A 22,861-nucleotide genomic window follows, 5' to 3' on the forward strand; every position below is an offset into this window, starting at 1 on the left:
CAATTGTTTAAGCCAAGTTTCACAACTAAAAGTAAATCTTGGCTTTATTTTATAAGCTTAGCTAGTTTAATTGCCCTGAGTTTTTCGAGTTATTTTTTAGCAAATACGTCGCAAAGCAATACTGAATTTCCTGTTAGCAGTATTGGAGTTTATACCATTATTCAATATTGTTTAATGGCATTTTTTATGTTGGTAGCTTGGTCTTTATCTCCTAAATCACGTTATTTAAAAAATTATAAGCTGCTACTAATCACCGCTTTTCTAATGCGTATTGTATTGATTGACGTTGAGCCTTATACCTCTAATGATACAAGTCGTTACCTATTTGATGGGCGAATAGCATATGAAGGCTACGACCCTTATAGCATAAGCCATGACGCGATTGAATTAACACAATTGCGAGAACAGTGGCAACCACCTAAAGAGCATGCAGCTTATGTCACTATTTATCCTCCATTAGCGTTGGCTTTATTTACTTTTTCATCATCATTTGGAGTTGAAAAGGCACAGTTGGTATGGTGGTTTTTGCTATTACTTGCAGGGTTATTAACGGTGTACGTGTCGGCTTTAGTATTAAAAAAGGCCAACAAATTAAATAATTTAGCACTTGTTGCGTTGTCGCCACTGCTGATTTTAGAAACTGGTGTTGGGTTACACATAGATGCTTTTTCTGCATTGGCAGTTGTTGTCGCAATTTATTTTTGGCAGCGACAATTACTTTTATATTGCGGTATCGCTATTGGTATTGGTATGTCGCTGAAAATTTTACCCGTTATGTTATTACTACCATTATTTTTTTTACAAAAATCATTAAAACCCGCTCTAATGTTGGTGCTCAGCTGGGTTACGACTGTCGCGCTAATTTATGGTACTACCATTGCGCTTGGGTACGTACCCGTAGGCAGTATTAGTGTGTTTTTTGAAAAATGGCGTAATGCGTCCCCTATTTTTACTGCACTTGATTCTCTATTAACTAATTCTCAGGTTGTTTTAGCGCTTTTTGTTATGGGAGTTATTGCGGTGTTGTTTATTGCTTATACAAGTTTTAGATACAGTAAAGCCCGCTACATGAGTACATCGGCTATTTATTTTTGTATGCAAGCAGCCTTGGCTTTACCTCTTATGTTAAGCCCTGTGCTTTTTCCTTGGTATTTACTCCCGTTAGTTCCCTTGCTTGCCTTGCGCCCAAATATTTATTTACTTACTTGGTTATTACTTATGCCCATGACATACGAAGTGCTCGGTAATTTCCTTTGCTGTCAACAATGGCAACCTGCGCTTTGGCCTGTTGTACTTTTAGGTGTTTTATACGCGTTAACGTTATTGAGGCTGATTTATCACGGCATCAAAAAGACTTCAAAGCTGAATCACATTGATAATTCATAAACATAAAACTTTATATTGGAATATACAAATTGAACATTATTAATAATTATTATCACTGGTTGCACGGACAATGGCCTGATCGTACTGTAGAAAAGCAACCATTAGTGAATGCCGATGGCACAACCAATATTAAAGGTGTGTATGTTGTTGGTGATTTAACGGGTATTCCTTTACTTAAATTCTCCAGCGATACGGGCGCTAAAGCTATTCGAACCATTATTGCTGATACTACTTTTAGTACCCGTACGCAAACAGCTGATGTTGTAGATATTATTGTTATTGGTGGTGGTGTTAGTGGGTATTCTGCCGCTATTGAAGGTAAAAAACAGCAGCTTAATGTTACGTTGTTAGAAGGTAATAAACCATTTTCAACGATTGAAAATTTTCCTAATAATAAACCTATTTATACTTACCCCACTGACATGAAGCCTGAAGGCGAATTACAATTTTCAAATAAAGTAAGTCATAAAGAAAACCTGTTGAGCGAACTTAAAGAGCAAACTACTGCCCACAGTATTGAAGCTAAACTGGCGCAAGTTAGCCATGTAAATAAAGAGGGCAACAAACTACGTGTTACTTTAGAGAATGGTGATAGCTTAGTGGCTCACCGTGTGATTGTTGCTATTGGGCGCTCTGGAAGTTATCGAAAATTAAATGTTGAAGGTGAAGATTTACCAAAGGTAGCAAATCGTTTTATTGACGCACAATACTATAAAGATAAAGAACTATTAATCGTTGGCGGAGGTGATAGCGCATTAGAGGCTGCGATTGCAACAGCAGAGGAAGGCGCTAAAGTTACTTTATCTTATCGACAAACTCAGTTTAACCGGGCAAAACCAGAGAATGTCGAACAAGTAACTCAATTAGTAAAAGATGACAAAGTGACGCTTAAAATGGCGACTCAAGTCAGTAAAATTTCACCACGGTCTGTGCAGTTAAAAAATAAAGATGGTACAGATGAAATATTAGATAACGATAGCGTGTTGTTAGCGACTGGTCGTGAAGCCCCGTTAGATTTCTTCAGACGTTCAAAAATGAATATCAGTGGTGAAAGCACATGGTCTGGCTGGGCTTTCTTTGCCCTGTTTTTAGTCGCATTAACTGCATTATACGATTGGAAAGGCTATGGTTTTTTAAATTCATTTTGGAGTACTTTTTCTTATCCCGATCAAATGCCAATCTTAATAGCAGGCTTTGGTGAATGGTGGCCGTTGCAAGTGAATGATCGCAGTACCTTAATTGGCACAATAGCGGTTTCTTTAAAAAGTCGTTCGTTTTACTACACCGTTCTTTATACCCTATTAATTGGTATTTTTGGTTGGCTACGAATTAAACGACGCAAAACACCTTATGTAACAGTACAAACGTCAGTTTTGTTTGCGATTCAATTGTTTCCATTATTTTTATTGCCAGAAATAATTTTACCATTACTTGGCTATAACGGTGTATTTGATGCAGGAATAGGCAAAAGCTTTGCCGATGCGTTGTTTCCCAGTTATATCTCAGCGCAAGAACTTGCGACGCATACATGGCCTGAATGGGGACACCCACGCGCTTATTGGCATGCATATAGTTTTATCTTCGCTTGGCCGTTAGGTGTGTATACCGTATTCACCGACACTCCCCAAGTTGCTTGGTTAGTTATTGGGGCTATTCAAACATTCGTTATTATTCCAATTATTGTGATGAAGTGGGGCAAAGGCGCTTATTGTAGTTGGATTTGCTCTTGCGGTGCTATGGCTGAAACTATGGGAGATCTGCAACGCCATAAAATGCCACACGGTTCTAAGTGGAATAAGCTAAATATGCTTGGCCAGTTCATTTTATTAATAGCGGCAGTGTTATTAGTCATTCGTGTTTTAGGGTGGATATATCCTGAGTCATGGATGAACCATATGTTTAATCTGTTTTTAAAAGGCGAGAACAAGGACTACCAATTAGTAAACGCATTTAGTTATAAGTGGGTCGTTGATATTTTATTAGCCGGTATTTTAGGGTTTGGCCTTTATTTTAAATACTCAGGGCGTACATGGTGTCGGTTTGCTTGTCCATTAGCGGCATTAATGCATATATACAGTCGCTTTGGTCGCTTTGCTATTGTTAGTGAAAAATCGAAATGTATTAGTTGTAATCAATGTACAACTGTATGCCATCAAGGCATTGATGTTATGGCTTTTGCAAGTAAAGGCCAACCAATGACCGATCCACAATGCGTTCGTTGCTCCGCCTGTGTACAAACCTGCCCAACAGGCACATTGTCTTTTGCTGAAATAAACCGAAAAACTTCCGCCATTATCAAAAAAGATACACTCGCAGCTAGCCCTGTGAAAATGTCTGAAAAATCACGTGGCGGCGTTAACATTATTGAGATTAAAAATGTATAAAGGTCATAAAGTTGCCGTTGTTATTCCTGCTCTTAACGAAGAGCAAGCTATTTCCATTGTGGTCAGAAATTTGATTACTTTAATGTTTGATGAGCAGGCGGTTATTGATAACGTTATTGTTTGTGACAATGGTTCCACAGACAACACTGCAAAAGTAGCAACCGCTAATGGTGCTCAAGTTGTTCATCAAAGTACACCTGGTTATGGTATTGCCTGCTTAACCGCTATTGCTAAGCTTCCCTCATGCGATATTGTACTTTTTGTAGATGGTGATGATTCTTGCTTTGTAGATCAAGCCCTTTCATTACTAAATGGGATTGTTAATGGTGACGATCTTGCTATTGGATCAAGAACCTTAGGCACCATTGAAAATGGAGCTTTAACTAAACCACAACTCTTTGGTAACTGGCTATCTAGCCACTTAATAACACTATTTTGGCAGCAAAAAATAACTGATTTAGGACCATTTAGGGCCATTCGCTTCTCGTCGCTGCACACTTTAAATATGGCTGATACCTCGTTTGGCTGGACTGTAGAAATGCAGGTTAAAGCGATCATTCTTGGTATGCAAGTGAGCGAATACGCTGTTGACTCTAAAGTGCGAATAGGACAATCAAAAATTAGCGGCACAGTAATGGGCTCAATTAAAGCTGGTATCGGTATTTTATCCATGATTGCAACGTTATTTATTCGCCAATCCAGTGTTAAAAATACAGCGCAGCTTAAAGGTAGTGAGTATGAGTAAGTGTGGGCTAAGTAATAACCGAGCAACAAAGAGTAAGTCGTCTTTAGTACTACCTAAGGGCAGTACATGCTTGGCATTGATGTTGCGTTATTGCCTCTTTACGGGAAATAACAACACCACATAGGCTCAGCCCTACCTAAAAACCAAATATACGGCTGCAAACTCAGCCTAGAAAGATAAACAAGCCCTAGTTATAAATGCGAATTACAAAATTATTAGTGCTACGTGAGCTGTGATTAAAATGAATAAAATAAACCAAAGTAATAAAGCGTCAAAACAAACAATTAGATTAGTTATAAATCAAGCGACGTTAGTTGTTTTTTGTAAACGGCCTAAACTCAACCAAGGTAAGCAGCGGCTTGCTGAAGGCTCGAATGCGCAATGCGCACTTAAAATTGCACATGCATTATTAGCATGCGCAATAGAAGATGCTAATAATTGGCAAGGGCCTGTTGTTATTGCTTGTTCAAGCGAAAGCGATATTCAGTGGGCGCATTCTTTAGTAAGTAATGCCCACGTAATAACGCAATTACCGCTTGGGCAATTAGGTAACTTAGGCGATAGATTAAACTATGTTGATAATCAGCTGCGAGTACAAGGGCATGAGCAACTAGTGTTCATAGGTACTGATGCTCCAATACTTAACCATCAATATTTTGAGGCAACGATTAGTGCATTACAAAGTAATGACGTAGCTTTGCATCACGCTGATGATGGTGGCGTCATCATTATGGCTAACAAAGTAGCTTGGCCAGTACTAACCCATTTACCTTGGAGCACGAATGAATTATCACAATCATTATCACAACAGTGTAGGCAGAATAAATTATCGGTGAAGTATTGCTTACCAGGTTACGATATTGATTATGTCAGCGATCTTAAAAAATTATTTATTGATCTACAGTCAGATACTCGCCCAGCACGTAAAGCTCTATTACATACAATTAATGATCTATTCTCGCTCGCTAAAGTGAGTTTTCATGAGTAATATTCTGAACTATGAGGTTATAAAAGTATGTTAAGTATTATTATTCCTACTTTAAATGAAGAAAAAACAGGGTATTTACAACGGATCCTCAAGGCGTATCAACATTTAAAAAACTGCGAAATAATTTGTGTGGATGGGGGAAGCACCGATAACACCATCGATATAATTAATGCTGCGGGCGTGTGCTTAATTAAAACCGATATAGCATCACGAGCAGGCCGGCTCAATGCGGGTATTGTGCAAGCAAATGCTGACACAATTGTGCTTCATCACCCTCGTAGCATAATTGATATTGCAGGGTTGAATGCGTTAAACAAACACGCAGATCAGATGTCGTGGGGGGCATTTACCCATAAATTTAATATACGCCATCCATTACTTCAGTTTACCTCTTGGTATTCTAATTATATTCGCGGTGATAAACGGGGAGTGTATTATTTAGACCATTGTTTATTTGCAAAAAAACAACTTCTACTCGACGTAGGTATGTTGCCGCTAATAGATATTTTTGAAGATACAGAGCTATGTTTACGGCTTAAACTCAAATGTAAAGCAAAGCGTCTACCGTTTATTAGCGAAACCTCTGCGATACGCTTTCAAGTTAACGGACTCTATCGACAGGCTTTAACTAATCAGTACATGAAGTGGTTATATTATTTTAACCGTTCAGATACTGCGATGAATCAGCGCTATGAAAAAGGTATTCAGCTTAATACTCAATACGACGAAAGACAAAAATAAGGTATTTACCTTAACTTGACTTAATTAACTCAATCACTGTATTCATCCGTTTTGCCAGTGGCCTATTTCGATGGTGACATGCATAAATAGTCTCATTAACGGGATTGGCTAAATAGTGCGTTTTAATAAGCTCAGGCTTATTAAAAGCACCTACCGCATTGGCAGGTAATACCGTAAAACCTAAGCCTAAACTTACAGGCTCTAGTATTAAGCTAATTTGGTTGGAAAACCCCGTCTGCTTTATTTGCTCAATATGTTCAAATTCATCGTAGTTTTCGCTAAGTAGTAGTTGCGCATGATGGTTTGCATCAGGATGAGCAATAAAACCCAGCTCACACAGTGTTTGCCAATTCGGTGTATTTATACCCGCAGGTGTAATAAGTAATAGCGCTTCTTTATTAATTTTATAACTGATCACTTCGCTAAGTGTAGGGGCTTGGGTTAAAAAGCCAATATCGGCACTGTAATTTGCCACAGCTTGCTCCACACTCACATTTGGCGCAAAGCGGTAATCAATAGTTAGTGCTTTATGCTCACATTGCAGTGCTAATAATTGATTGTAAAACTTTAAACCACAACTGCCCGGCGATTGAATTTTTACTGCTCCGCTAAAAGGTGAATCATCTTTTAATTGCTGCTCTAAAAACTGCCAATCTTTGATAAGTTGGCTACCCTGCTGATATAAGTTTTGACCCTGTGGCGTGAGTGAAAACTGCTTACCGTGGCGCTCAAGTAAAGCACAATCAACTTGTTGCTCTAGCTTTTTAATATGCTGGCTTACACCAGACTGCGTCATATAAAGGCGCTCAGCTGTTTTGGTAAAATGATTTACCTCAACCAAGGTGCAAAATGTGTTTAACCATGTCGGATTTATCATTACAAAACGTACTCAAAGTTATGATTAATGATAATTTTACTTAATGTTTTTCGATTCGTAAACTAACTCCATCAACGAGTCACAAGATAAGTCACAAGTTAAAGAGGAAGCATTATGAGTCATACATACCCACGTAGTTTTTCGCACATTGGTATTTCGGTTCCCGACGTTGAAAAAGCCGTTGAGTTTTACACTAAGGTTATGGGTTGGTACACCATTATGGAACCCACTTTAATAACCGAAGACAAAAGCCCCATTGGCGAAATGTGTACCGAAGTATTTGGTGAAAAATGGGAAAAATTCAAAATAGCGCACCTTTCAACGGGCGATCGTATTGGTGTAGAAATTTTTGAATTTAAAAACCAAGAAAACCCAAAAGACAACTTTGAATACTGGAAAACAGGCATCTTCCATTTCTGTGTTCAAGACCCTGATGTAGAAGGCTTAGCAGAGCGTATTGTAGCCGCTGGCGGTAAAAAGCGTATGCAAGCCCCACGTTATTACTACCCTGGTGAAAAGCCATACCGCATGATCTACATGGAAGACCCGTTTGGTAACATCCTTGAGATTTACAGCCACAGCTACGAGCTAATTTACAGCGCAGGCGCTTATTAAAAGCATTGAGCTAAAAACAAAGGCCGCAGTATTTATTACTGCAGCCTTTTTGTTTCAGCTATAGCGCTTTTATTTTTACTAATCGTGAGGGTATACGGTGCCGTTTTTATTTATGATTGCGCTCCACTGCTCTATTATTTCATTTGCACTGGCAAGTTCACTTTCGCTAAGTTGCGGATACTGTCGCTGCTCAAACCACGCATAGCGGTTATAAATATCATTATTATCGGTGATTTCCATAATTAATCGGTTTAGCGCGTAAGACTTTGCAAAACTTTTTTCACCAAGCTGCTGTGAATAATACACATTAGATAAAGAGATTAATGCCTTTTCACTACCATGTTGAGCAGCGTATTCTAAAAATACTATTTTTTGTTTATTAAAATTATCTCTTTTTTTAATGAACTCAGCGCGTTTTAGTGTCGAAAAACCTTGCGACTTCATAAAAAACTCAGCCGTTAGATTAACAAATGACTCTTGTGCGGCGACAAACCCATTTTTCGCTGCATCTTCTAAATACGCATAAAATTGGTGACGCTCAATACTATTAATGCCCTTACAATAATCAAACTTTTCTATTTTTCTATCAGCGGCTTCGCCGACATCACTGTACTGAGAGATCTCTTCTAACTCAGCCTGTAGAGCGTAGTCATCAATTGGTGCCGACAAACAATACCTTAAGTTTGTAGCGATGATATATTTTGCTTCGTTATCACCATCGTTTGCTGCCGCTTGTAAACGTTTAAAGTGCTCCCTAAACTCCCCTTGCAGTTTCCATTGTGGTCTGGTCATAATAACTCGCTGATACTTACCTTCGCTTGATGAAAGGGCACTGTTAGTCACCTTTTTGTTTGTCAGTAAGTCAGTATTGACTGCTTTTTCAGGAGTTTTTTGAGGTAATACAGTTAAATAATTAGAAGTTTGCTCTGCTGAAGTCGGTGGAGCCGACGCTTTATTGTAAAAATAACCAACAGTACATAACAGTAGAGAGACTATTAAAAATATAGATAGATAAACCCGCCCTAGCTTATGCATGTTATTGTTTTTCAAATCACTTACCTTATAAAAAGAACATAAGAATGGTAATTAAGACGGGTGTCTTGATTATAGATTATTCATTACGGGAGATGAACCGCCCATTGCACTTCCTGCCAATAAAAAGCGCATGATGGTTGGTATTGGCGCTGGAGGTTAGAGACCTCCGGCTACCCGATTAGGTGTTACCACGCTCTGCTGTCAAGGATGAGCTTCCATCCAACTTCTCGAAGTCAAATTTAGCCTTGGATACTACAAATAAGTCACACTGAACAACAGCCGCATCATTTAAATTAAAAAGAACATAATTACGCCCTTTAGTTAAAGAGCTTTTATAAATAATCCCGTCATACCCTTTCGATTTAATAAACTCTGATATTATTTGCGTCGGCACATATTCTGATTTGGAATCAGATCCCGTTACAGGCCAAGAAAAAGCAATATCCATCGCAGCCCACACAGCGTCAATCCTCTGATTAATAGAAGGTTCGCCGAAGAAGAAATATGGGTACTGTTCAGCATCAGCCGTCTCCGAAAAATCAATCAACTTCACATCCTTTGTCAAATGCAATTGGGCAATTGTTAAGGTTAATCCAGGCCAAGGTCTCACTTCGTGTATCGCAGTTTCCGCATCTGCTGCTACATATAAACAAGGAATCCCTTTTGAGTTCGCCCTCCCCTCAGAGGCGCTATTGGTCAATGGCTTCATTCGTTCGAATGGGAAAGGAATACGCTTATCAACATGGAACTCTTGCTCTACATTATCAGAAGCCTTCTCCTCACCACATCCAGTTTGTGCGCGCCACACCACAGAACCAACTTTTAAGGTTTTAACCCTGTCACTACAAGTGTCATTAATTGAATTTAGAAATTCACTCGACTCATTATCTAAAATGTAGCGCAGCTTAGAGCACGCATTTTCAGAAAAGTCAGAATAGCTTAACCAAGATTTGAAGCTCATTCATACTCCTTAGTTTGTAGTAACACATAACATTTTAGTATTTATGCGACACGGAGTTTGTGTTGCAGTGTCGCTTATTGGACTGAGGCGCCACCTGCTCGGTGTGTCTGAGTTGGTGTTGTTTATGCTATGAACTTTACATTTAAAGAAAGGCTTTTTGTGACATCAACTACATTAAGCCTATTTAATCGGTGCGCCTGTCGTATCTGAGCTGTCCCTGCATTGCTCAGTGTTTATTATGTTGTTATTACACCTAAATTTTGTTTGATAAGCAACTAGGTTATTTAAACACACAGCCGCTACTAGCCTGAACAATTAAGCAGGTTAGCTCATTGAATGTTTAGTTATCGCTTAAGATCATAGTGCTGGGTAGTTCAACATGATCGTACTTTGTTTATTAAGTAACGATTACTCTAAAACATCTACTACGAGTCACCTTTGCCTGCGCTGCGTGTTTCACCACGATAAACTTAGGTTATTACTAAATTACTCTGTTGCGCACCGCTAATATGAAACACGGTTAATTTGCTTTAAAAGGTTTGCCTTGAGTGATTTTTACACTAGCGGGCATGTTTACATCACGTTAGTATGGAACTCTATTAAGTTACAAAACGATAATTACATGACTTTAAAAACAAACGCATTAATTTATTTTTTAGCCTTTTGCAGTGGTTTTTGCATTATGGGGATTGAGCTTTTAGGAGGGCGAATACTTGCGCCTTTTTTTGGGAGCAGTGTACATATATGGGGCAGCATAATAACGGTGTTTATGCTCAGCTTATCATTTGGTTATTTACTTGGCGGTAAGCTAAGTACTAAAAATGCATCTCTTACTAAATATGGTTTAATATTTTTAGTCGCCAGCATTATGGTGGTGCCTATTACGTTATTTTCGCAGCCAATAATGGAGTTTATATTCACGCATATTGAAGATAGCCGTTATGGTTCGCTGTTAGCTTCAACTGCATTATTTTTTATTCCAACCGTTATTTTAGGTATGATTTCGCCCTACTCAGTACGTTTATTGGTAACCGATAGCGATAAAAGTGGTCAAGTAGCGGGGCGTTTATACTTTGTAAGTACGCTTGGCAGTGCGCTGGGTACTATTATCACCTCTTTTTACTTTGTGCTCGCGTTTGACGTAAATACAATTATTGGCGCTTTTGCTTTAACGCTTGGGTCACTTGGTTTAGTGGCTATTGTTGTTAATAGCTTGGTGAATAACAAGGAGCTTGCTCATGCTTAAATATTTACTACTGCCGTTAATCGTGTTTTCGGGGGTTGCGTTTAGTAAGGTTATTCATGAAGAGCGCTCGCTTTATCGCAATATTATTGTTGAAGACACTAGCGACTTACGTTGTCTTAAATTTAATACTAAAAGTAGCCAAACAAGCCAAAGCTGCATGTACAAAAATGACCCTGACAAACTTGTTTTTAACTACACTAAACTTACTTTTGCCAGCCTTTTAGTAGCCGATAACCCTAAAAATGTACTTATTATAGGATTAGGTGGCGGTACGCTTTCTAATGTTATTCATGAACTATACCCCACAGCAAAAATTCATAATGTTGAAATAGATCCCGCTGTAACTAAAGTTGCACGCGATTACTTTAACTTTATAGAAAACGACTTAGTGACATCAAGCGTGCAAGATGGCCGTATTTTTATAAAACGCGCCGCTATTAAAAAGCAAATGTACGATTGGATAATTTTAGATGCCTTTAACGGCGACTATATTCCGGAGCATTTACTCACTAAAGAGTTTTTTGAAGAGGTACAAAGCGTATTGGCCGAAGGTGGTGTTATAGCTGCAAATACATTTTCAAGTAGTAAGCTTTATGAGCATGAGTCGGCAACTTACCACGCTGTATTTGGCGACTTTATAAATGTAAGCCGTGAAAATCGTAGTAACCGTATTATTTTAGCGGGACTTAAAGCGCCGCCAACTAACGAGCAAATAAAGGCACAGGTTAAAATACTTGAGCCTCGCTTGGCAAAATACGGCATTGATATAAAAGCAATTAGCGAATTTATGCATTTTACAAAAGACGGTCAAGATTGGCCTGCTGATACGAAAGTGCTTACCGACCAATATTCTCCCGCTAATTTACTTAATTTTTAAGGTGCTTTTATAAAGCGCTAAGTAATAGATAAGTTACTTGAGCGCGAAGTAAATTCGCACCTACAGGCACTGCGTTTATGTATGTAGGTGAGGTTTTATACCTCGCTTATATTTTATTGAAAGGCAAGCGCGAAGTGAATTCGCACCTACAAGTTCGGCGTTTATGTATGTAGGTGAGGCTTTATACCTCGCTTATATTTTTATTTGCAGGCAAGCGTGAAGTAAATTCGCACCTACAAGTTCGGCTTTTATTTTTAGGTAGGTGAGGTTTTATACCTCGCTTATATTTTATTGAAAGGCAAGCGCGAAGTGAATTCGCACCTACAAGTTCGGCGTTTATTTTGAGACACCTCGCTTTATGCCTTACTGCACATCTTTAATCCATTTTTAACTAATATATTTACGTTGTTTATTAAGTAGTGATATTATAGTTAGCCTGCTAACTAATTAAGTGCGCTATGGTTAAAAACATTCCATTTTATGAAACTCTTGATTTAACACTTTGCGGCAATATGGGCCGTGTGCATCGCTTATGCCGTGAAGCGGTAACTATTGCTGTTGAGCCTTTAGGGTTAACACAGTCGCGCTGGACTGCCTTAATGCATATAAATATGCTCAAAGAGGGCGTTACCCAGTTAGCGCTTTCACAGAGCTTAGGCATAGAGATGCCATCGCTTACGCGCACGCTCAAACAGTTAGAAGAGCAATCGCTGATTGTGCGCCGCGTAGATGAGCACGATAAACGCAGTAAAAAGCTTTATTTTACCGAGCAAGGTCGCAGCATTTTACACACCTTAAATGAGCGAATAACAGATATTAAAGCGCAGTTATATAATGGTTTTAGTCATGCACAATTAGATGCAATGGCATACGGCTTGATAAAAATGGAAGAAAACGCACTCAATTGCATTAAATCTCAAACAAAGGCTAAAAATGACACCTGATCAAAAATTTGCCCGCTATGTAAGACTCTCCCTCATTGGGTTTGTTTTAGTGTTTATTTACTATTTAATGGCTGATATTTTTTTACCTGTAACGCCTCAAGCGCGCGTGTATCATCCTGTTGTGCAAATATCGCCACAAATAAGTGGCCGAGTAACTAGTGTATTAGTAAGTAATAACAAACCTGTGAAAGCAGGCGATATTTTGTTTCATATTGACCAAGGACCTTACAACTTAGCGTACGAACAAGCCAAGCTGGCACTTGACGATGCTAAATTACAAAACAAACGACTCGATACAAATGTAAAAGCGCTTGAGGCGCAAATAAGTGCTGCAAAAGCTAAACAACATGAGCAAAAATTATTAAAAAGCCGAGGCGAAAAGCTCTACAAACAAAACTCCATATCAGAGCAAGAGCTTGAAAGCATTCGTGCTAATTATCAAGCAAGCAAAGCAAATGTAGCAGCGTATGAGGCGCAATTATCGGAAGCTATTTTAGCCCGTGGCGAGTCAGGTGATAAAAACTTAGCAATGCGCCATGCTGCAAATCAGTTAGCGCAAGCTGAGTTGAATTTATCGTATACGCAAGTGCGTGCATTGAGTGATGGCATAGTTGCTAACTTACAATTGCTTGATGGTGCATATGCCGTTGCAGGTAAACCGTTATTAGCGATTGTGGCTAAAAAAGCCGACTTAGTTGCCGATTTTAGAGAAAAATCACTTCTGCACATGAAGCGCGGTAGCCTAGCAAAAGTCGTTTTTGATAGTCGCCCTGGAGAGGTTTATGACGCGACACTTGAGGCGTTTGAGGCCGGTGTAAGCAATGGTCAGTTAAGTGCCAATGGTTTGCTCAGTACTACAGAGATCAGTAACCGCTGGGTGCGCGATGCGCAGCGACAACGTATTCATCTAAAATTAGTTAACAACCAAAATTTAATTGAAAATATGCCAAGTGGTGCACGTGCTACAGTGCAATTATTGCCAGAGTCAACTATTGGGCAGTGGTTTGGCGCAGCGCAAATTAGGTTTATTAGTTGGTTACACTACATTTATTAATGGAGAGGGTATGACTCAAGTTGTTAGCCAAGGACCACAATTCGATTCTAATGGCCTTCGCCAAGCACTGCGTATCGCTGGCGGATGTACTATCGGTTTTGCCATTAGTAAGTTAATGAACTGGCCAAACGGCATATTTTTTACTGTTTATCCTATGTTGTTACTCGGTATGGTGCCTACATTAAGCCGAGGTGTTATCAATCAATTTATAGCGTCGGCGGCTTTTAGTGCATTTGTAGTACTTGTAATACAGGGGCTATTTTCTCATTTGCCTGTCGTTATGACGCTACTTGTATTTGGCATATTTTGTTTTTTATTTCATAAAATGAGTAGCGGTAGCGCCTTTTTATTTGGTGCTTTAGGCGTGGTTAGCCTTTCAATTCAACTGCATTTTTCGAGCTATGTTGATCAAGGCAGTAGTATTTATCCGCTGATTTTAAGTAACGGTTTGGCTATCCTACTAACTGTGATTATTGCCGCGATAATGCATGGGGTGTTTCCTGATGTAACCGCAAGGCCCAGTCGAGTAATGCCAGCTAAACCTAAAGAAAGCATTCGCCATGAGGTGCTACTTTGCGCCAGTGTGGCAACGCTTTCGTTTGTGGCTTTTCAGGTGCTTGATTTACAAGATTCAATTTCAGCACAAGCGGCCTCAGTACTTATTTTATTTTCATTGTGTTGGAAAGCTGCAGGTATGGCAGGCTGGCAACGTGCAATTGGTACATTGATTGGTTGCAATGCAGCGCTGTTATCACAGTTGTTTTTGTACAACCATAGCGATTTTTTACTTTTTCCGGTTGCTATATTGTGGATTTTATCCTTTGTGTTTGCACGGTTTCACATTTTAGGCGGCGGTATTCCTGGTATCGGGTTTGGTGTATTAACCACATTTGGTATTTTATTTGGGCAGTCGTTGGGCCCAGGACAAGACTTAATTTACAGTGCGTTGTATCGATTTAGTTCGGTATCGGTGGCGATTATTTTAAGCTTGTGCGCTGTATATGTTATGCATCATTTACTTAATCGCTTTAGTGCAACGCGCCATCATACCTTTGATTAAATAAATTTTAATTATTAAGCCATTTTAAAAACTGCGTTTTTACACGCCAGCAAGTGCGCGTCTACCAGTTAACAAGGTTGCACGTTTTGTAGACGTAGAGCTTGCTCACGTGAGAAGCAAGGCTTCTGATTATTAAGTTATTTTAAGAACTGCGTTTTTGCACGCCAGCAAGCTGCGCGTCTACCAGTTAACAAGGTTGCACGTTTTGTAGACGTAGAGCTTGCTCACGTGAGAAGCAAGGCTTCTAATTATTAAGTTATTTTAAAAACTGCGTTTTTATACGCCAGCAAGCTGCGCGTCTACCAGTTAACAAGGTTGCACGTTTTGTAGACGTAGAGCTTGCTCACGTGAGAAGCAAGGCTTCTGATTATTAAGTTATTTTAAAAACTGCGTTTTTACACGCCAGCAAGCTGTGCGTCTACCAGTTAACAAGGTTGCACATTTTGTAGACGTAGAGCTTGCTCACGTGAGAAGCAAGGCTTCTAATCATTAAGTTATTTTAAAAACTGCGTTTTTGCACGCTAGCAAGCTGCGCGTCTACCAGTTAACAAGGTTGCACGTTTTGTAGACGTAGAGCTTGCTCACGTGAGAAGCAAGGCTTCTAATTATTAAGTTATTTTAAAAGCTGCGTTTTTGCACGCCAGCAAGCTGCGCGTCTGCCAGTTAACAAGGTTGCACGTTTTGTAGACGTAGAGCTTGCTCACGTGAGAAGCAAGGCTTCTAATTATTAAGTTATTTTAAAAACTGCGTTTTTATACGCCAGCAAGCTGCGCGCCTAGCAGTTAAATTTTCACACTGCCACGCAATGCTTTGTTTTGGCCGTGCTTGGTTTTTTTATCCATGCGTTTGCGCTGAGAATTTCTACTTGGCTTGGTGGCTCTTCGAGCTTTGTTCACCACGGTTGCACTCAAAATAAGATCTTTTAAACGCTTAAGTGCATCATCTCTGTTCAATTCTTGGGTCCGGTGGCTTTGGGCTTTAATTATTAAAACGCCATCTTTAGTGATTCTAGAATCTTTTAAAGCGAGTAAGCGTTCTTTGTAAAAGTCAGGTAATTTAGAGCGATTAATGTCAAAACGTAAGTGTATAGCACTTGCTACTTTGTTAACATTTTGACCACCGGCACCTTGAGAGCGAATAGCTGTAAGCTCTAGTTCCCACTCATCAATTGTGACTGTATTTGAAATTGTTAACATTGTGTTCAGCTCTCGTTGTCAAAAATGCATTATATCATTTGTACATTGACTTAGGGTGAATCAACTAAAATCGTAGTACTTTAGGTCAACTCCCATGAATTGTACTGTAAAATTCGCCAATACATTATTATGTATTGGCATATGCAATTATTTAGTTTCTAATTGCACAGCCCTATCTATTTAGGGCTTCATATAATAATAGCTCCACAATAATAGGAAATGCCTGCATGAAAAAAATACTCGTATCACTTAGTTTGTTAGCAATGAGCTTCTCTGGTGTTGCAAAAGATATCACTGAAGGTGATTTACAAAGCTACATGAAAGCACTACCAGCGGTAACAAGTTGGGCGAGCGCTCAAGATTCTCTAAAAGGGCTGGACCTAGGAAGCATGTTAGGTGCGTCGGCTGACCAAAAAACATCAGAGCAAGGCTCGCTAGCTAACAGCGCGCTTAGCATGATTAAAGAGCAAGACTTATACAAAAGTTTTGAAGGCGTAACGAGTCGTTACGGTTTTACTCCAGAGCAGTTAATTACTGTCGGTTCTGAAGTGTCTATGGCTTACATCGAAAACCTTAAATCTGGCTTATCTACTGAAAATAAAGAAACAGCAGATAAACTAATGGGTGGTTTTCAAAGTATGAAAAGTGTTAAAGACAAAGGCGCTAGCTCGCTAATGGGCTCATTAGGTAACGCATCAAGTGCCGCTAAATCAAGTGAGCCAGTCGTTAGCGAAAGTAACCTTGAGCTTGTGAGCGAGTACATGCCACAACTTAAAAAGCTTTTTGCACTTCTATAAGTTTTTGTTTTATAAAAAGGTGGCTTTTGCCACCTTTTTTAATGCCTAAAATAATCTATAAACAGATGCATAAAGTTTATTTACTTCTACAATTTAATTATCTGTATTTTTAGGTGTAATGTATGAAGCAATGGCATGTGGTTATTGGTTTATTCTTTATTTTTACTGTGTATTTTTCGGTATCCACGTACGCAAAATCAACCCAAGCTTTTAGTGCTGGAGTTATTGCTCAGGAGCAAATATTTCCAATAAAAGTATTGCAGCTTGGTAATTATGCGCGTTGTGCTGTTGTTTCTGCACAAAAAGAAGATGCATTTTATTCTGCTTGTTATATAAAAAAACAGTCTCAATCCAATTGGATTGCAGAATCGGCGGGTGCACGCTGCGAAATAAGGTGTATAACGCATCTTGACAAAAAAGGCCTCTCACAAACGACATACTTTACAGCTCAATAATACTAATTTTAATTAATACATGAGTATTTTAAGCGTCAAATAACTCATTAATTTAAGGCTATTTGTATAAGTCGCTCCATGATTTTTTTATTGGTGTAGAGCCTTCCTTTATTTGCCGACTAGTTAAAGCGCTACATGCGTTCTGTGGTTGCTCAATATGTGGGCCTGAGAGTAATAAAAAATATTTTTTACCATTAATATTTCTGTTGATAGTGAACAGTGGAAAATCAGCTTTTATCAATTGAGGTTTTATTGTTTTTTTAGAGGTATACGCGGCATATTGACAATAATAGAGCTCTTTCGTATCACTTTTTTGCTCTCCCCATGCGTGCATTAGTCGCCAATCTGTAGATGTATAACGTCTAGCGTCGACCATAAAGCTGCCATGTAATTCAGGCGTTGAGTAGACATCGTTAATTGTTGTTTGCGCGTCTTGGGCGTTTACATAAGGGCCTGTTACTAAATAGTAACTGTCGCGGGTTTGATGTTTATATAATTTTAAAGGATGCGCTTTTGAGTCAATTTCCTTTGCTACTATTACTGCCGATTCAAATTTTTTAAATACACCAAGCTGAACAAAAAAAGACTTTTCTGATGGCTTATCAACTAACTCTATTGAGTCTATTGTATTGTTTTTAGGTTGTAGAACGATATCTTTTAGAATAATAGTATCACCTGTTTTTGAGGTAACAACGCGCTCTGGTAAGTTTTTAGTAACGAGGCTTTTTATATTTAATGTATTTGCTTCAACTTCAATTTTGTAGTTTCCTTGACTCACATTAGAAAAATAATAATACCCGTCGTACTCGGTAGTTGTTGTGTATTCTTTGTCGCCATTAATTTGCTTTAAAAAAACGGTTACGCCTGAAACAGGTTTACTTTTATCGTTATTTTCAAAGTAAACAGTCCCTTCTACTTCATTAAAAATAACCATTGGTACATCAACTTTAGTCTGACCTCCTCGGTGAGCGTAGGTTTTTATTTTTCCAAGTACAGGTTGCAAATATGGATTAGGTAAAGTGCGTAAATCGACCTCTAAAATTTGCCCGCCGTGACTACTTGGCAGTAGCGCTTTACCTGTATTGTTAGTGAATTTATTTCGCCATAAATAATTACCGGTAAAGCGAACGTCTTCTAATGCTTCATCACCTTGATCAAATACTCGATTTTCGTTCCAGTCAATAAAAGCAGATGCTTCAAGCTGTCCGCCGCTAAGAGCTCGTGGGGTGTCAAATATCATATCTAACTCAAGATGATCAAAGCTAAATGTGCCGTTTAAACCTAATGACACGCGCCAATCACCACGACTATCGTATTGGCCTGAGACTTGAACATTAAAAATATCATAGCGATAAGTATACTGATGGCTTAGTTGCGCGGTCGCTGATGAATCAGGGTTATACGATAACTGGGTTTGGTTAAAGGTCTGTTGTGTTTGCGGCCAACGTAAATTACTACGCAGGCTAACAAGCTTTCCCCCATTTATAGGCAGCCAATCGAGTGTATTTGTCCACTTCCAAGAAGCGATATCAATAGATGAATAAAGTTGATTGGTTAATTCATCTTCTTGCTCATCATAAAAAAGGCGTCCAGCCCATGTACCACCAATGTGATTTTTATTGATACCTAATGAAAATGTATTGTTGTTTGATTTATTTTCACGATTTTCGTTAAGCCATTTCATATTCCAGTTTAAAGAGTCAAACGAATCAGAACGACCATTTAAACTAATCGATAATTTATTTTTAAGCACATTATTTTGTGGTAAAAACAATGCGCTCGAGAAATCATCTAAGGCGGTATATTCTAAATTGACGTTTACGTCGTTATAAATATCATTAGAGAACAAGCCCCTAAAGCCTGCATAATAAGCGCTGCCAGCATTGAGTTGTTTGCTAGATAAAAATCGATAGCTGCCATGCTCCGTAAGTATATTTAATCCTGATGATATATAGCGAGAGCGCTCATCAGATGCTAGTTGAGTGATTTGTGCATCATAGGTTAAATTTTCACTTATCCCATATGAAACACTGGCTTTAAATGTGTCACTAAATGTATTTTGAGTATTTTGGTTGTTATCAAATACGCTTTTATCTGTTTCAATTAACTCAACTTGATAGCTTATTTTCCCTGGTGATAGGGCATCCTGCCCTATCGTGTATTTTTGAGTGCGTGTAATTTGCTCACCTTGGGGGCCAAAAAGCTTTATTTCAAAAATATTATTGCCATAAAATGTTTCTATATCGATAAACTTAACTAAATTATCGTCATTTGCTTGTGTGGTCGCTAAAAATTGCCCATTGCGATATAGCTCAGCTTGCCAACCGGGTAAAGCGGGTTCTTCAATGGTTATTGACGAAAAATTTTGTGCTGAGCGTGGATCGGCATTCGAGATATAAATACCTCTGCCTTGGCTTGAAGCTGTCGTCAGCTGATCTGATTGAGATTGAATATCACCTAATTGATAATGAATGCGAGCTAATGAATGATCTTCATCGGTTAAGCTAAAGTCTTTGCTAATTTTAAAAAACGTATTATCGCTGTTTTCATTTTTATTAAACCGAACTTCTGCTCTATGGTGAAATAAATCAAAATAGCTGTTGAGTCTAATTAAGCCTTTATAACGTGCTTGTTTAGATGTGGCAGTTGATGAAATTGTATACTCAGAAATTGGGTAGGTAAGTAGACGATATTGATCTTCTATAAAGTGATCATATTGTGGGGCAATAGCTTGCTTATGCGTGATTGACGTGTTTTTTTTATCATTTGTGGTGCTTAATAAATTACTCATAAAGGAGACTTGCATGAGTGAGTAATCAAATGTTGAGTCGGTTTCTAAAAGCGTATTAATAACGGATAAGTCTACGTAATGATCGTAATCGTCTTTTGCCCAAAAAGATGCCGTTGGTGTTACCGACTGAGCTGCCAATAACGTTGTACTTAGTGCAAGCTTCGTTGAATCAACGGTTGCAGTTAAACTCCCTTCGGTAATACTAAAGTTAATCCCCATCGTTGATTTAAGAACACTGATTGGTAGTAACAGCTTATTTGATTGCGTGTAGTAAGCTTCTAAGTCGGATACCACTGAACGGCCATTTACTTTTACATTTACGATCACGAACGCCTCTTCATCAATAGTCCATTGATGAAGAGGCGTTAGCTCATTAGCGACTAATGTTTGAGGCACAATAACAATGAGCAACAAACTAATTAAAGCGCCATAACGCAATGCGTTTAGCTTAAACACGTGTTATTGAATATTAACGGGTATTGCTAACTCAATATTGCCACCATATTGGGGATTTTCTTTGTATTTAAGTGTAAGCGGACCGACAATGGGCTGTTGCAACGAAATATAGACTTTACGACGCGATAAAGGCGTATAAACGGCTACGTTTGTTACTTCCCCAACAGATAAGTTATTACTGTCTAGCAGTTCAAAATTACCATATAACGAACGATTTCCCGTTAGCGTTTGCCAAAACGTAACGGTTGGTCGACCATTTTGGCTAATTAGTTGCGGGTTGATTAGTTGCGAATCAGCTTCTAACTGCCCATGGCGCACAATTACCGGAACGCTGTAAGATATTTTAGGGCGTATGGTTATTCCTTCTGCATTAGGGGCTGGTGCTTCTGACGCAACTATTTTAAGTACCGCTCTGTATTCTCCTGCGGGTAATTCTGCTTTTTTTCGTACCGTCATTCTTATAGCTTGCATGCCTTTTGGCGCTATAGAACCACGGCGTGGAGAAAAGCGTAACATGCCAGCAGCAGAACGACCCTCTACTTGCTTAGGTGTTGCATCTATTAGTGACCCTTCTTCGGTCATGTCTTTGTGCGTGATACTAAGTTTAAAGTCGAGGTTTTTATCAGATGTATTTCTGATCATTAATGAATTATTTTTAGTTCGTCCATCAAAATATAAACGATATTCAGATAGAGAAAGATTAGCACTGCAAATTTGAGGTAATAGAAGAGTCAGGCAAAGCGTTGCCCAGCGAAAAAATTTAAAACTCATGAGACAACTCAACAACATGATAAAGCAAAAATGTGGAGCATTAAGCTCCACACAATTTATATTATTAGTAGCCTAGGGCTATAATAATATAAGAAATAATATTACTGAAAAGATACATCGACAGTGTAGTCTACTTCATAAGCAGCGCCAGCAGTAAGATCGGCAGCTACTGTCATATCACCATAAACACCGATTACGATATCAGTTGCGCTTGCATCAGTTGTAAATGCAGAAGCAACAGTATCAGCCGTTGTTACAGTTGAAGTACCATCAGTGGCAGTCGTTACTGGAGCGAAAGTAAGGTTGGCACTTGTACTGCCTGATACAGTGATGTTCATTGCTGAATTTGGAGCCAAACCTGAAACAGTTACGCCACCTAATTGAATGTTTGAGTCTGAAGCATCACAATCGCCCGTTACTGCGCCAGCATTATCCATTGTACAAGTAGAACCTGTAGCTAAACGAATTTTACCAAAATGTACTTTGTTATTTTCTAAAAAAGTTGGTTCGCTCCAACCATTTACACTTGCTTGTAATGTTTCACTAGATGCAAGTAAAGAAGTCGAAGTCATAGCGAGTAAAGCGGTTGCTGCAAAAATTTTTTTATTCATAATTTTTCCGTGTTTAAATAATTATTATTGTATTACGTCCTTGTTTAATCTCATTTTCTAAGAGCTCGTAATCCATTGGCGCCAATTTAAACACAGGAAGTGCATTTTTTAAATGTTTTATTAACAAATGCAACTTTAAGGATAATAAATAAGAAAAAATCATTAGCAATAAAAGTTGGTTAATTTATTTATGGTTGTTTTTAAAGCAAAAAAAGTATGTTTTTTTACAGATATAAGGCAAGAGGATTTCTTTTTGTTAATATATTGCTAGGTTATTTGCAATGATAAACTTAAGCCCACAACAATTTTGGGGCGTGAGTTTATTTAAGACATTTTACGAAGTGTAGTCAGCGGGGCTATACGTAAAATCCAATGTAAAAATGCCCATGGCCACGTTGGTATAAAGCTGTTGGCTTTTTCTTTATTTATAGCTGTTACAAGTGCTCTACAGCCTGTTTCAGTATCGACAATAAAGGGCACTGTTTTTACTTTTTCGTTTATTTCACTTCTAATGTAGCCAGAGCAATTAAATATAGATAATTACTTAACGGCCAAACATGTAGCTGTATCTAACAGATCAACGGGTACGGTTATTGAGGATATAGCATTATTACAGTTAAGCTTAAATCGTGAGGTTGCTATACGTTGTCAAACGTATTTTTCAGCAAAAGAGGTAATAAAAAATTCACCATTTTTACTCACTTTGCCCTCCATGGTGGCAAGTCAGCTACTTGATGAAACTTTAATTACGCGTCCAGTACCAACCACCATGCCTACTATTTATCAGCACTTATATTGGCACCAAAATACAGATAAAGACGATGCATTAATATGGCTACGCAGCCAAGTAGAAAGTATATTTAAGCGTTAA

General features: G+C 38.6%; 21 protein-coding genes and 1 pseudogene. 14 read left to right on the forward strand and 8 right to left on the reverse strand.

Annotated elements, in window-relative coordinates:
- Positions 1–3: 3 nt before the first annotated feature.
- The 5 genes from AOR04_RS17675 (at position 4) to AOR04_RS17695 (ending at position 6,244) form a co-directional block, all read left to right on the forward strand.
- Complete coding sequence (locus AOR04_RS17675; protein WP_232525554.1) at positions 4–1,386, forward strand: glycosyltransferase 87 family protein; 1,383 nt, start codon at positions 4–6, stop codon at positions 1,384–1,386.
- A gap of 29 nt (positions 1,387–1,415) precedes the next feature.
- Positions 1,416–3,770, forward strand: coding sequence for an NAD(P)-binding domain-containing protein (locus AOR04_RS17680; RefSeq protein WP_096794166.1), 2,355 nt, complete (start codon positions 1,416–1,418; stop codon positions 3,768–3,770).
- Positions 3,763–4,515 (forward strand): glycosyltransferase family 2 protein, encoded by a 753-nt coding sequence (locus AOR04_RS17685; RefSeq protein WP_007378780.1) that lies wholly within the window; start codon positions 3,763–3,765, stop codon positions 4,513–4,515. Before AOR04_RS17680 ends, AOR04_RS17685 begins: the two co-directional genes overlap by 8 nt.
- A gap of 241 nt (positions 4,516–4,756) precedes the next feature.
- Complete coding sequence (locus AOR04_RS17690; RefSeq protein ID WP_096794167.1) at positions 4,757–5,503, forward strand: TIGR04282 family arsenosugar biosynthesis glycosyltransferase; 747 nt, start codon at positions 4,757–4,759, stop codon at positions 5,501–5,503.
- A 27-nt stretch (positions 5,504–5,530) separates the two neighbouring features.
- The gene (locus AOR04_RS17695) at positions 5,531–6,244 is read left to right on the forward strand and encodes a glycosyltransferase (protein WP_007378782.1); all 714 of its coding nucleotides are present in this window, start codon (positions 5,531–5,533) and stop codon (positions 6,242–6,244) included.
- 10 nt (positions 6,245–6,254) lie between these two features.
- Here AOR04_RS17695 and AOR04_RS17700 read toward each other — a convergent pair whose 3' ends face one another.
- Complete coding sequence (locus AOR04_RS17700; protein WP_096794168.1) at positions 6,255–7,121, reverse strand: LysR family transcriptional regulator; 867 nt, start codon at positions 7,119–7,121, stop codon at positions 6,255–6,257.
- A gap of 114 nt (positions 7,122–7,235) precedes the next feature.
- Between AOR04_RS17700 and AOR04_RS17705 the strand changes: the two genes are divergently transcribed.
- Positions 7,236–7,736, forward strand: a complete 501-nt coding sequence (locus AOR04_RS17705) for a lactoylglutathione lyase family protein (RefSeq protein WP_007378784.1) — start codon at positions 7,236–7,238, stop codon at positions 7,734–7,736.
- Positions 7,737–7,814: 78 nt separating this feature from the next.
- Here AOR04_RS17705 and AOR04_RS17710 read toward each other — a convergent pair whose 3' ends face one another.
- A complete protein-coding gene (locus AOR04_RS17710; protein ID WP_096794169.1) occupies positions 7,815–8,786 on the reverse strand; it encodes a hypothetical protein in 972 nt (323 codons plus the stop codon).
- A 163-nt stretch (positions 8,787–8,949) separates the two neighbouring features.
- A complete protein-coding gene (locus AOR04_RS17715; RefSeq protein ID WP_096794170.1) occupies positions 8,950–9,732 on the reverse strand; it encodes an RES family NAD+ phosphorylase in 783 nt (260 codons plus the stop codon).
- Positions 9,733–10,354: 622 nt separating this feature from the next.
- Between AOR04_RS17715 and AOR04_RS17720 the strand changes: the two genes are divergently transcribed.
- The 5 genes from AOR04_RS17720 (at position 10,355) to AOR04_RS17740 (ending at position 14,913) form a co-directional block, all read left to right on the forward strand.
- On the forward strand, positions 10,355–10,978 hold the full coding sequence (locus tag AOR04_RS17720) for a fused MFS/spermidine synthase (protein ID WP_033015969.1): 624 nt from the start codon (positions 10,355–10,357) through the stop codon (positions 10,976–10,978).
- Positions 10,971–11,855, forward strand: coding sequence for a spermidine synthase (locus AOR04_RS17725; protein WP_008136882.1), 885 nt, complete (start codon positions 10,971–10,973; stop codon positions 11,853–11,855). The genes AOR04_RS17720 and AOR04_RS17725 overlap by 8 nt, the downstream gene beginning before the upstream one ends.
- Before the next feature lie 458 nt (positions 11,856–12,313).
- Positions 12,314–12,799, forward strand: coding sequence for a MarR family transcriptional regulator (locus AOR04_RS17730; protein ID WP_096794171.1), 486 nt, complete (start codon positions 12,314–12,316; stop codon positions 12,797–12,799).
- Positions 12,789–13,853: an HlyD family secretion protein gene (locus AOR04_RS17735; RefSeq protein WP_008139130.1), complete on the forward strand. Its 1,065-nt coding sequence runs from the start codon at positions 12,789–12,791 to the stop codon at positions 13,851–13,853. The genes AOR04_RS17730 and AOR04_RS17735 overlap by 11 nt, the downstream gene beginning before the upstream one ends.
- Before the next feature lie 10 nt (positions 13,854–13,863).
- Positions 13,864–14,913 carry a DUF2955 domain-containing protein gene (locus AOR04_RS17740; protein ID WP_096794647.1) on the forward strand — a complete coding sequence of 350 codons (1,050 nt, stop codon included), beginning with the start codon at positions 13,864–13,866 and terminating at the stop codon, positions 14,911–14,913.
- 782 nt (positions 14,914–15,695) lie between these two features.
- On the opposite strand, the gene arfB is transcribed toward AOR04_RS17740, so the two are convergent.
- Positions 15,696–16,109, reverse strand: coding sequence for an alternative ribosome rescue aminoacyl-tRNA hydrolase ArfB (gene arfB, locus AOR04_RS17745; RefSeq protein ID WP_007376712.1), 414 nt, complete (start codon positions 16,107–16,109; stop codon positions 15,696–15,698).
- Between the two features lie 227 nt (positions 16,110–16,336).
- Between arfB and AOR04_RS17750 the strand changes: the two genes are divergently transcribed.
- Complete coding sequence (locus AOR04_RS17750) at positions 16,337–16,906, forward strand: hypothetical protein (RefSeq protein WP_007376711.1); 570 nt, start codon at positions 16,337–16,339, stop codon at positions 16,904–16,906.
- 122 nt (positions 16,907–17,028) lie between these two features.
- Positions 17,029–17,361: a hypothetical protein gene (locus AOR04_RS17755; RefSeq protein ID WP_096794172.1), complete on the forward strand. Its 333-nt coding sequence runs from the start codon at positions 17,029–17,031 to the stop codon at positions 17,359–17,361.
- 58 nt (positions 17,362–17,419) lie between these two features.
- Here the strand turns inward: AOR04_RS17755 and AOR04_RS17760 are convergent, their stop codons facing one another.
- The 4 genes and pseudogenes from AOR04_RS17760 to AOR04_RS17775 form a co-directional block, all read right to left on the reverse strand.
- Positions 17,420–20,608: an SdrD B-like domain-containing protein gene (locus AOR04_RS17760; RefSeq protein ID WP_096794173.1), complete on the reverse strand. Its 3,189-nt coding sequence runs from the start codon at positions 20,606–20,608 to the stop codon at positions 17,420–17,422.
- A 3-nt stretch (positions 20,609–20,611) separates the two neighbouring features.
- Positions 20,612–21,379 (reverse strand): hypothetical protein, encoded by a 768-nt coding sequence (locus AOR04_RS17765; RefSeq protein ID WP_198403035.1) that lies wholly within the window; start codon positions 21,377–21,379, stop codon positions 20,612–20,614.
- 101 nt (positions 21,380–21,480) lie between these two features.
- Positions 21,481–21,990, reverse strand: coding sequence for a hypothetical protein (locus AOR04_RS17770; protein ID WP_033028630.1), 510 nt, complete (start codon positions 21,988–21,990; stop codon positions 21,481–21,483).
- 324 nt (positions 21,991–22,314) lie between these two features.
- A pseudogene (locus AOR04_RS17775) lies at positions 22,315–22,509 on the reverse strand (SDR family oxidoreductase); the annotation flags it as partial.
- A gap of 193 nt (positions 22,510–22,702) precedes the next feature.
- On the opposite strand from AOR04_RS17775, the gene AOR04_RS21910 reads away from it, so the two are divergent.
- Complete coding sequence (locus tag AOR04_RS21910) at positions 22,703–22,861, forward strand: hypothetical protein (RefSeq protein WP_232525555.1); 159 nt, start codon at positions 22,703–22,705, stop codon at positions 22,859–22,861.

Source organism: Pseudoalteromonas sp. 1_2015MBL_MicDiv (genome assembly GCF_002407505.1).
In the GTDB taxonomy this organism is placed as follows: Bacteria; Pseudomonadota; Gammaproteobacteria; order Enterobacterales; family Alteromonadaceae; genus Pseudoalteromonas; species Pseudoalteromonas fuliginea.

Bases quoted from the DNA above. Each gene is read 5' to 3' on its own strand.
- AOR04_RS17770 (WP_033028630.1), bottom strand. From the start codon at position 21,990: ATGAATAAAAAAATTTTTGCAGCAACCGCTTTACTCGCTATGACTTCG.
- AOR04_RS17750 (WP_007376711.1), top strand. From the start codon at position 16,337: ATGAAAAAAATACTCGTATCACTTAGTTTGTTAGCAATGAGCTTCTCT.
- AOR04_RS17740 (WP_096794647.1), top strand. From the start codon at position 13,864: ATGACTCAAGTTGTTAGCCAAGGACCACAATTCGATTCTAATGGCCTT.
- AOR04_RS17735 (WP_008139130.1), top strand. From the start codon at position 12,789: ATGACACCTGATCAAAAATTTGCCCGCTATGTAAGACTCTCCCTCATT.
- AOR04_RS17730 (WP_096794171.1), top strand. From the start codon at position 12,314: ATGGTTAAAAACATTCCATTTTATGAAACTCTTGATTTAACACTTTGC.
- arfB (WP_007376712.1), bottom strand. From the start codon at position 16,109: ATGTTAACAATTTCAAATACAGTCACAATTGATGAGTGGGAACTAGAG.
- AOR04_RS21910 (WP_232525555.1), top strand. From the start codon at position 22,703: ATGGTGGCAAGTCAGCTACTTGATGAAACTTTAATTACGCGTCCAGTA.
- AOR04_RS17765 (WP_198403035.1), bottom strand. From the start codon at position 21,379: ATGAGTTTTAAATTTTTTCGCTGGGCAACGCTTTGCCTGACTCTTCTA.
- AOR04_RS17755 (WP_096794172.1), top strand. From the start codon at position 17,029: ATGAAGCAATGGCATGTGGTTATTGGTTTATTCTTTATTTTTACTGTG.
- AOR04_RS17700 (WP_096794168.1), bottom strand. From the start codon at position 7,121: ATGATAAATCCGACATGGTTAAACACATTTTGCACCTTGGTTGAGGTA.
- AOR04_RS17695 (WP_007378782.1), top strand. From the start codon at position 5,531: ATGTTAAGTATTATTATTCCTACTTTAAATGAAGAAAAAACAGGGTAT.
- AOR04_RS17690 (WP_096794167.1), top strand. From the start codon at position 4,757: ATGAATAAAATAAACCAAAGTAATAAAGCGTCAAAACAAACAATTAGA.
- AOR04_RS17720 (WP_033015969.1), top strand. From the start codon at position 10,355: ATGACTTTAAAAACAAACGCATTAATTTATTTTTTAGCCTTTTGCAGT.
- AOR04_RS17705 (WP_007378784.1), top strand. From the start codon at position 7,236: ATGAGTCATACATACCCACGTAGTTTTTCGCACATTGGTATTTCGGTT.
- AOR04_RS17725 (WP_008136882.1), top strand. From the start codon at position 10,971: ATGCTTAAATATTTACTACTGCCGTTAATCGTGTTTTCGGGGGTTGCG.
- AOR04_RS17715 (WP_096794170.1), bottom strand. From the start codon at position 9,732: ATGAGCTTCAAATCTTGGTTAAGCTATTCTGACTTTTCTGAAAATGCG.
- AOR04_RS17685 (WP_007378780.1), top strand. From the start codon at position 3,763: ATGTATAAAGGTCATAAAGTTGCCGTTGTTATTCCTGCTCTTAACGAA.